The 6,372-nt window shown below is 69.4% G+C and carries 4 protein-coding genes; all 4 read right to left on the bottom strand.

Annotated elements, in window-relative coordinates; translation table 11 throughout:
• A partial coding sequence (locus APY03_RS32265) for a beta strand repeat-containing protein (RefSeq protein WP_198161337.1) occupies positions 1-2,507 on the bottom strand: 2,507 nt, incomplete at its 3' end.
• 85 nt (positions 2,508-2,592) lie between these two features.
• The gene (locus APY03_RS32260; RefSeq protein ID WP_102905079.1) at positions 2,593-4,650 is read right to left on the bottom strand and encodes a kelch repeat-containing protein; all 2,058 of its coding nucleotides are present in this window, start codon (positions 4,648-4,650) and stop codon (positions 2,593-2,595) included.
• A 222-nt stretch (positions 4,651-4,872) separates the two neighbouring features.
• On the bottom strand, positions 4,873-5,181 hold the full coding sequence (locus APY03_RS32255; RefSeq protein WP_068683649.1) for a c-type cytochrome: 309 nt from the start codon (positions 5,179-5,181) through the stop codon (positions 4,873-4,875).
• Positions 5,182-5,202: 21 nt separating this feature from the next.
• On the bottom strand, positions 5,203-6,372 hold a 1,170-nt coding region (locus APY03_RS32250), incomplete at its 5' end, for a PQQ-dependent sugar dehydrogenase (protein WP_232324494.1).

Raw genomic sequence — 6,372 nt, 5'->3', positions numbered from 1 at the left:
GTTTCCACCACCGAGCCGCTCGCGCCGCCGGCGGTGGCGATCTCGTTGGGCGTCACCGCGACGGCACCGATCGGCTTGGTCTGGATCACCGTGACGTACACGTTGTTGGCGTCGTAGGTATCCGTCCAGGCCAGGAAGGGCGTCAATGCCTTGTCGCCGCCCAGCGCATAGGTGCCGCTGACGCCGCCGCTGGCGCTCAGGACCGTGTAGGTCGCGCCGACCGAATAGAAGAGGCCCGGTTGCGCCTTGGCGATGGTCATCCCGGACCCGGGCGCCAGCGTGGCCGCGCCGTTCACGGCGACCAGGTCGGAGGCGGTGGAGGCGGGGTCCAGCTCCGCGGTGTAGACCGATCCCGCTTCCTGCACCAGGGTGCCGTTCACGTGCAGGGTGCCGATCGAGTTGCCCGGCGTGATGTTGCCGCCGGAGCGGATCGTCGTCGCGCCGACCGTGCCGTTGCCCGACAGCGTCGCGCCACTCGCGACATCGACGGGGGAAGCGGCCAGCGATGCGTTCACCGCCAGGGCGCCGGCCTCGATGCTCACGGGGCCCGTCATCGCGAAGGTGCCGACGAGGTTCAGCCGCCCCGCCCCCTGCTTGGTGAAGCTGCCGGCACCGCTGACGCTGTTCGCCATCACCGCGTCGGTGGGCTGATCGACGACCAGGGCCGCATCGTTCACGATCGCGCCCGAGCCGAAGCTCGCGGCCGAGCCGACCAGCGTGCCGGCCGCGATGCGGGTGCCGCCGGCGTAGCTGTTCGCTGCAGCGATCCGCAGCTGTCCGGCGCCCTGCTTGGTCACGCCGCCCGAGCCGCCGATGCTGTTCGCGAGCACGCCATCGCCGGCCTGGTCGAGCACCAGGGCCGCGTTGTTCACGATGCCGCCCGAGCCGAAGCTCGTGGCCGAGCCGACCACGGCGCCCGCCGCGATGATGGTGCCGCCGGCGTACGTGTTCTGCCCGGTGAGCATCAGCGTGCCGGCGCCGGTCTTGACCAGGCCGCCGCTGCCCGAGACCGTGCCCGAGGTGCTGAAGTCCGCATCGGTCTGCATCACGCCACCGGCGCTGTTCACGGCAATGGCGCGCGTGGTGTCGATGGCGCCGGTGTTCTGCAGCGTGCCGCCGTTGAGGGTCAGCGCACCGCTCGTGTCGCCGAGGTTGGCATCCGTGCCGATCGACAGCGTGCCGCCGGAGAGCGTCCAGGGCGAGACGGCCGTTGTCGTGCCCGTCAGCGTCCAGTTGGAGGCGCCCGCCTTCTCGAAGATGCCGAAGCCGCGGTACTGGCCGGCGGCGCCGATCGCGGAAACGTCGAAGGTGGAATCAGCCGCGCCGCCCAGCCTCAGCGTATCTGCGCCGCTGAAGGCGACGGCGTTGCCGTTGAGCACCGAGCCGGCGTGGATCTCGAGCGTGTTGACGCCGCCCGTGAACTCGACCGCGTTGGCCTGCGTGGGCGTATAGGCCAGGCCGGAAAGGCGGTTGCCGCTCCATCCGCCGGTGATGGTGCCGGCGTTGATGACCGTGAGATCGGCGCCCTTGACCCCCGCACCGCCGCGGCCGGGCACGATCCCGTTGGCCAGCACGCGCGCGTCGCCGCCGGCACCGCCCGTGATCTGGCCGCCGGCCAGGTTGGTGACGGTGCCGCCGTCCACCATCTGCACGCCAGCGCCGCCGTCGCCGCCGGCACCGGTGAGGCCAAGGCTGGAGCCGTCGCCGCCCGCACCGCCGGTGAGGGTGCCGCGGTTGGTCACCGAGCCCCCGCCGCGCACGAGAACGCCCATCCCGCCACCGCCACCGGTGTGGCTTTGGCTCAGGGGATTGGTGTTGGGATAGGTGTTGCCGCCGCCACTGCCGCCGGTGACCTGGGCACCGGCCTTGATCTGGACGTTGGCCGTCGAGAACACGCCGACGCCGCCACCGCCCGAGCCTGCCGTGCGATTGCTTGCGCCCGTGCCGCCCTGGATGCTCGCGGTGCCATCGATCACGATGTCCGCCGTGGCCGAGACCGCGGCGCCTCCGCCGCCTCCGCCGCCTGCCGTGTTGACGCCGATCACCTGGGCCACGCCTGGTGTGCCCGCCCCTCCTGCGATGGTGCCGCCGACCGTGGCCGGTGCATCGATCCGGAGGCCGACCGCCCCCGTCGCGCCCGGCGTGCCGTGCACGCCGCCATTCGTGCCGATGCCGGTGGCACCGCCATGCCCGCCCGAACCCGTCGTCAGATCGACAGCGCCACCACCGCCGGCGGTTCCGTTGGACCCGCTGGGGACGTCGGTGCCGTTCCTTCCGGCTGCCTCGTCCGCGGTGCCGTCGGTGCCGCCGGGGGTCGGGGCGTACGGGAACAACGGGAAACCGGCACCGCCCTCGGCCCGGGCTGCCTGCCCGGCCAGCATCAACGCCACGGCCACTGCGGCCGCAACAGCCGAGCGCTGCGCCCCGCTGCCTCGGCCGGCGCGGCGCGCCCTCTTGTTCTCGTTCTCGCCGAGCGCGACCCACGCCGTTCTGAAGCTCCGATTCATTCCTGTCCTTTGTCGAAGAGGGTCAAGACCTCGTTTCATGAAAGCCTCACGACGTGAGGCATGCGGAAAATGCGTGAATGCAGCCTCAGGGCAGGTAGCGCTCTGCGGCGTCGATCTCACCGGCGTCGAACCCGCCAACGGTCAGCACGCTCCCGTCGTTCAGCAGGACGGCCGAGGCTGCAGAGCGCCCGGTCGACATGGCGGCTGCCGTGGTCCAGACATTGGCCTCGGGGTTGTAGATCTCCGCAGTGTTCAGGCGAACACCGCCGGAGCCGGTGCCGCCGGCCAGCAGCACGCGCCCATCGGCCAGGGTGGTCATCGTCGGAAGCGTGCGCGTGCTCGAGCCGTTGAGGCTGCTCGTCGTCCAGCTCGACGTCGCGGGACGGAAGCGCAACGCGGTGTTGCTGCCGTCCGCCGTCGCCAGCACGCTGCCGTCGGGCAGCTGCACCGACGTGTAGACATTGCCCCCGGGAACAGCGCCCGCGACCGGCGTCGTGCTGCCGCTGTCGTTCACCGGAAACAGCTCGGCAGACGTCACGAACCCCGAGCCGCTGACGCCGCCGATCAGCAGCACGTCGTTGCCGCCCGGCAGCAGTTGCGCCGCGTGCTGCGCACGTTGGAATGACATCGGCGTTGCCATCGGCGTCCAGGTGCCGGTGGCCGGGTCATACAGTTCGGCGGTCTGGGAGAAGCTCAGCGCCGGCGTCTGCCGGTAGCCGCCGATGACCAGGAGCTTTCCGTTGGGCAGCAGCGTCGCCGAGTGCCGGACCCGGGCCTCGGCCATGCTGCCCGTCGCCGTCCACGTGTTGGCGTCGGGGTCGTAGATCTCTGCGCTCGCCAGGCTCACGATGCCGGGCGCATCCCCCCCGACGACCAGGACCCGACCGTCCAGCAGCACCGTGGCCGAGGGATCGGAGCGGGCGGACAGCATCGGGGCTGCGGCCGTCCAGTTGCCGGTTGCCGGGTCGTAGATGACGACGGAATTGGTAACGCCCGAACCGGTGAAGCCGCCCACGGCCAGCGCCTTGCCGTTCGGCAGCAGTGTCATGGCGAAGTAGTGCCGCGCGATCGGAATGGCATCCGTCGGCGTCCAGCTTCCGCGTCCGGTGACGATGATCCGAACCTGCGCCTGCGCCGAACCTGCGCTGTTGCTGGCGGTGATCGTGTACGTCGCCTGTGGCTGGATGGTCGTCGGCGTACCGGTGATCGCGCCGGTCAGTGCGTTGAGGCTCAGGCCCGCCGGCAGCGCCGGCGAGACCGTGAACCCGGTGGGCGTCCCGCCCGTCACCTGCGGTGTGTTGGGAACGATGGGTTCGGTGGTCACATACAGCGCTTGGGGCGTGCCGTAGGCGACCGTGGCGGGCGCCACGAGAACCGCATTCACCGTCACCCGAAGCGTGACAGTGGTTGATCCCGAGGCGTTGGTGCCCGTCACGATGTAGGCCGATTCCGCAGCGGGCGCGGCGGGCGTTCCGCTGATCACGCCGGTGTGCACGTCGAACAGCAGCCCCGCGGGCAGCGCGGGCGCGATGCTGTAGCTCGTGATCGGACCGCCGCTGCTGGTGGGCGCGTTGTCGGCGATAACTTCGCCTGCCGTATAGACGGCGGCCGTCTCGCGGTACGTCAGGCCCGTCGGCGCGGCCGGCGTGCTGCGCACCTCGATCTGCACGCGCGCGGTGGCGCCGCCCCCGGCGTTCTCGGCCGTCACCTCGTACACGGCCGACGGTACGACCGCCGTGGGCGTGCCGCTGATGACCCCCGTTGCGGCATCGAGCATCAGGCCAGCTGGCAGCGCCGGTGCGACCGTATAGCGCGCGACGAGTCCGCCGCTGGCACTGGGCCGGTTCGGCACGACGGGATAGCCGACTTCGTACACCGCCGACGTCATGGCATAGCTCAGTCCGGCGGGCGGCGATGTGACCTCGGGAGGGAAGACGAAACCCACACTCCCCCCGGAGCCGCCGCCACCGCACCCGGACAGCATCGCGACGATGCCGAGGAGCAGGGGCAGGAGCAAGGAGCGGAGTGCCCGCAGGCCGGCGAACGGCGCGTGCGTGGGGATGGGAGCAGCAGAAATCGTCATGGGTGGCCGTGAATCCGTCAGCAGGTGGCTTTGTGGAAGCGCCTGCAGGCGGACCTTCAAGGACTGCGCTGCCGGGAATCGCTTCGTGTGGAGGGCCACCTCCCTTCCGATGCGAGCGATATCCAGCTCAGCATGGGAACGGCCGATTTTTTTGGTAACGACTGTAACATCGCACCACCAGCTGTGTCAGCCGGCACGGGGGCACTTCGTGTGACGTGCAGCTGGCCGTGCGGCGCGTCATCCCGGTCACCAGCAGGCTGCCGTGACCACGCCTGCGAAGGGCTACTTGATCTCCAGAATCCAGCGTGCAAGCGCGGAGGCCTCGGCTTCCGTCACCTGGGTTTGCGGCGGCATCGGTGTCGAACCCCAGACACCGCCGCTCCCCTCGCGGATCTTCCGGGTCAGCTTCGCATCCGCACCCTTGTCGTCGGCGTACTTGGCCGCGACGCTCTTGAACGAGGGACCGAGGTGGTCCTTGTCGATCCTGTGGCAGGCGAAGCAGTTCTTGGTCTTGTACATCTCGTCGTCGGCGAATGCCGGGCCGGCCGACAACGACAGAGCCACGACGGCCTGGACCACGACGGACTTCATCCCCGGCACCAGTGTCCTGAATCAACCCGGCGAGAGGCGCGAGATCGATCCCTCGTCCGTGGCAACGTACAGGTTGCCATCGGGGCCTTGCACGAGCGAGCGGAAGCGCGCGGCGGGCATGGGGAGGCTCACCGTGGTGCGTGTGGCGGAGGAGCCGTCTGCCTTGATGTCGAGCACGTCGAGCCGGTTGCCGACCGGCGTGCCGTGGATCCCGATACCGGCAAAGCCGATGATCATCCGGCCGTCCCACGACTTCCATCGCGGGCCGCTCAGGAAGGTGCCTGCAAAAAGCCCCTGCGACAGGCCATCGTTGCTCCAGGCCGGCTTCATCGCATTCGGGTAGGTCTTGGTATCGGTCATCGGCATGAATGCCGACCTCACCTTCGGATCGACGGCACCCATCTGGTTGGGGCTGTAGCCGCAATAGCTGTCCGGGCAGGCCCCGCGCCCGCCGATGTTGGGGCGCGGATCCCAGCCGCCATTGCCGCCAGGCACCAGCGCCGTCACTTCATCGGAGTGCCACGGCCCGTTTTCCGCGACGTACGGTTGATGGGTGCCCGGCCGGAAAGTGATGCCTTGCGGATTGCGATGACCGTAGGTGTAGATCCGGGGATCGAAGCCCGCAGGTGCGCCGTTGCCTGGAGCGGCCTTGCCGTCGCGGTCGATGCGCAGCACCTTGCCGCCGATGCGCGTCGGGCTTTGAGGCACCTCGCCGTTGTGCGTGTCGCCCGTGGTCACGTAGAGAAAGCCGTCGCCTGGGCTGAAGCGGATCCGACCTCCGTTGTGCGCGCCGGGGCCGCCGAACGGATGGTCGCTGGCGCGCGGCTTGTAGGCAATGTCGGTGACGATGTCGACGCGCTCGGATACCGCGGTCGCGTTGTTGTTCACCCTGAAGCGCATCACGCGATTGGTGCCCGGAGCGGTCATGCTCGACGTCGAATACACGTAGAGGTAGCGGTTGCTGGCGAAGTTCGGATCGACCGCGACACCCATCATGCCCGCCTGGCCTTCGCAGAACAGATCATTGGCATTGGCCGGATAGCCCTTGGCGTCTTTCATGCCAAGCAGCTTGACCACGTTGCCCCCGGGCTGCCGCACCGAAAGACCGTGGCACTTCTCGGTGAAGAACATGGTCCCGTCCGGAAGAAACGCCATGTCCCATGGACTCTCGAGCTTTGTCAGGACGGCCGT

This window comes from Variovorax sp. WDL1, from assembly GCF_001541225.1.
GTDB lineage: Bacteria > Pseudomonadota > Gammaproteobacteria > Burkholderiales > Burkholderiaceae_C > Variovorax.
Note: the sequence above shows the minus strand (reverse complement) of the source record. Positions and strands in the feature narration are given on the sequence as shown.